Source organism: Vibrio sp. SG41-7 (assembly GCF_014164465.1).
Lineage (GTDB): Bacteria > Pseudomonadota > Gammaproteobacteria > Enterobacterales > Vibrionaceae > Vibrio > Vibrio splendidus.
In genome coordinates this window covers 1-3,329 of record NZ_JACJFF010000231.1, presented here as the reverse complement: position 1 = coordinate 3,329, position 3,329 = coordinate 1, and the positions used below count along the sequence as shown (strand labels likewise).

The following is a 3,329-nucleotide window of genomic DNA, read 5'->3' as shown; positions in this document are numbered from 1 at the left end:
TTCGAGACGTCAACGAACCTGCAATCTCTGGAAGAGTTACAGTAAAAAATTGGTCTATGGCTTCCTTGAAGTCACGTTTACTTTTGAAGTAAACGTTATTCCTCGACTTCTCGTTCATTACCTTCAATAGCCGCTTGTGGTGTTGATGATTACTCGGTATGTGCTCTGGTTGGGGCTGTTTCCACGCTCCCTGTGGCTACGAGGATGCCCGATGCTGGGCGACCAAGTTACCTTGATGGTAGATCTGCACCAGACGGTTGGAGGCTTCCAGTTCAACATGGTGGCCAACAAGCTGAGCAGGAACCGGGTAGTAGTGACGGCGATATTCGATATGATAATTAGGCCCCACTTTGGCTCGTTTGGTTTCGGTATATAGGTATCGCTGCATAAGCAGATTCCATATATGCCAGAGGGGGGATGGTTCAAGTTGCAAACCATCCTTGAAGGTTATTTACTCGCCAAATATCCTAAAATATGGCTTGTGCTCAAGAGAAAGGAGCAATGCCTAGGGGAATCTTCGAGAGAACCTTCAGTGTTTTGTACTAACTTATGGTATGCCATGTTAACTTCTTGTGGTGTTATTGTTTTTGTGATATCCATGGTAATCCTGACTAGGGGCTAGCTAATACTAATATTCTTCGAGTGTGTGAACAGTAAAGTGCAGCTTTCCCCAGTCTTGTTGTGCGACAAGCTCTTGAATATCTTCTAATGAATTAGATCTTTGTCATTATCTAAATAGACATTTAACGCATCAAAATCTAGCATAGAGACGCCTGTCAGTTACATAGTGAAAGTGGGCTGGGTGGCTTGGTGGAAAACCCAGTACTAGCAGATTCACTAATCCATTGATTCCATTTATGTGGCAATTCTAACTTTTGTAGTTGCGCCATGAATTCGTTAGTAAGTTGTTCTTCTGTTTGAGTTTTGTTGACGGCAAACAGATAGTCAAGTTTCGCGGCAACTGAGTAAGGATAAGTGTGAATATAGTCTTTAAGTTGTTGTACTGAACCTAAACTGTCTATGTTGATGCAGTTGATAGGATTGGTATCACTACCAAGATAGGTTTGGTCATTGATTTCACCGCGGGCTTTAAGGAAGTCACCTAAGCCTTGATATAGCGAATACTCACCGTAAATATTCAGCAGTGGAAGTAGCTGATTCAACAGAACCGTAGGCGTTTCGTTTAGCACATGGCAGAGCAATGCTGCAGCTCGGATTAGTTTTTGATGAGCCAATTGGTGATTACCTTCAAAATGCAATACTTGGCACTGAAACACAGCAAGAGCGGCTAAAACCTGTTGCTGTTGATGCTGCATTAACTTTAGATTTACTTGGTTGGTAAACTGATTCGCTTGTTCTAATAAAGTGCGTTTATTAGCGATGCTATCTTCTTTCTCATAAGCCACTTGGAGCGAATGAAAGTAGTTGGAGATGGAGTTGATAACGTCGATATCTGCTGGCGATATGTTGGTCGCATACATATGGCCCATCTTGATTAATATTTGGGCGTTGTCTGCATTTTCGGCAAGATCGATAGCTCTTGTCGCGCGATGGCTAATACTTGGCGTCAGTTCAAATGCGCGGATAGCGAGTTTTAATGCCGGGAGCAACATGTTGTGCTTCTCATAGATGCAACTCAAACAGTCAATCACATTTAGAGACAGTGGACGAGCGATAAGGTAGTTATGAAGTTTGTCTATTGCTTGTTGAGCTTTTCCGAGGCTATCGAGAACGAGTGCTTCAGCGACCAGTTTTGTTGGGTGCATGTTTGTCGCTGATTCACGGAGTACATAAGTCAATAGCTCCCATTGCTCGGTTCCTATTAGGTGTTCGATCAAACTCGCTTCGTATTGAACACTTTTCTGAGTATGAGGAACAGATAAAGCTTGTTGTAATGCCGAAGGGGAGTCTATCGGATAATACTGTTTTTGTTGGGTTATTTGGTGGGACTCTTCGACTGCAAGACTGATCTTATGTCTGAGTATCGGTGTTTTAATTGGCTTAGATATAAAGTGGTGGGCTTTGCCAGATAAGGCGGTTAATACCGTTTCTTGACGCATATCGCCCGATAACAGAATCGTAGCGACGGTATGATCGATTAATCTTTTGCGATAAAGGATGCCAAGTAACTCAAACCCGGTAAATGTCTGCTCAAGATGATAATCAATCAAAAGTACATCTAAGGTATGTCTCTCCACGGTTCTTATGGCTTGGCGGTAGTCCGTGGCGATATAGATTTTGTCGTGCGAGATTCCAAGGCCAACTAATTGCTGCTTAATAAGTATGGTGGCACTTTTTGAATCATCGACAATCAAAATGCTGAGTTCTGGCGGCAACTTCATTGTCATTGTTCTCGCTATCCTAGCTCTACTGTTTTTATTAAGAATTTAGGTGTTTAGATGCGTAATGTCAAGCGAGTGCAAATGACAGTGTTATGGTTTTAAGACATTGCAGACCTCGTGGGCTCAAGCAACATTCTATGGATGCGACAAGTCACCATCAAACTCTGCAGCATGCATTCCTAACTGCTAAGCCCCCAGTTCTGTCCAGCAGAACAAGTAGTTCTTGAGGCCCATCGGGATAACACGTAAAGCACGCTCAAGATGGGGTTCGATGTTACTTCAGTCTACAATGCTCATCAATAGCCACTCGATTGAAAAGATATGAGTAGAACCAAATATAACTTCTCAAAACTGCTCTGATCCAGTCAGACTGGACACCGCATTAAGCGACATATTGTTTTTCTGATCTGCTCCAGCCAGGCTGATGAAATGGTCTTCCCCTCACTTTAGTTAGCAACATGTTGGGGCAAACCCCATTAAAACCACAGCAAGTGCTAAGGAGGGCTACAAGCTCTGTGACTACTCACCGCCCTCATCGGGCGATGCTTCTTATTTCGTTAGCCGTTGCTCGATAGTATCGAGACTTACGCCGCCTCCATAAGCAGAGACGATCGTCCAACCGCCTTTAATTCTAGAATGCCTTTGTCACGGATATTAAGGGCGGCATTTAAGTCGCGATTTATATCTGTAGTGCCGCAAGACGGGCAGTCCCATTTGCGAACCGATAAGGGCATTTCTTCCATTTTATGACCGCAACAATGACAAGTTTTAGAGCTTGCATACCACTGGTCGAGCTTTACTAGGTGCTTACCTTGCTCTTTCAGTTTGTATTCCAGTTTCGCCACTACAATCAGTGCGTTTACTTCATTAAGGTCAGAGGCTACGGGTGGTTCCGCTTGAAATTTAGGGGCTTTCTTTCTGCTCATAACAAACAGGATGAAGCACTGGAATGATCACTCAATAGTAAAAAGTGGATCAAGTGCTGAG

At 43.5% G+C, this 3,329-nt stretch carries 3 protein-coding genes and 2 pseudogenes; all 5 read right to left on the bottom strand.

Going from position 1 to position 3,329, the window contains the following annotated elements:
* A pseudogene (locus H5300_RS26085) lies at positions 1-136 on the bottom strand (IS630 family transposase); the annotation flags it as partial.
* A 60-nt stretch (positions 137-196) separates the two neighbouring features.
* Entirely contained in the window at positions 197-388 is a 192-nt protein-coding gene (locus H5300_RS26080; RefSeq protein ID WP_259397960.1) for a Mu transposase domain-containing protein, read from the bottom strand.
* Positions 389-637: 249 nt separating this feature from the next.
* Positions 638-765 (bottom strand): annotated as a pseudogene (locus H5300_RS26075) (Hpt domain-containing protein); the annotation flags it as partial.
* A gap of 11 nt (positions 766-776) precedes the next feature.
* Complete coding sequence (locus H5300_RS26070) at positions 777-2,342, bottom strand: response regulator (protein WP_182797297.1); 1,566 nt, start codon at positions 2,340-2,342, stop codon at positions 777-779.
* A gap of 584 nt (positions 2,343-2,926) precedes the next feature.
* Positions 2,927-3,268 (bottom strand): zinc ribbon domain-containing protein, encoded by a 342-nt coding sequence (locus H5300_RS26065; RefSeq protein ID WP_220503588.1) that lies wholly within the window; start codon positions 3,266-3,268, stop codon positions 2,927-2,929.
* Between the last annotated feature and the right edge of the window lie 61 nt (positions 3,269-3,329).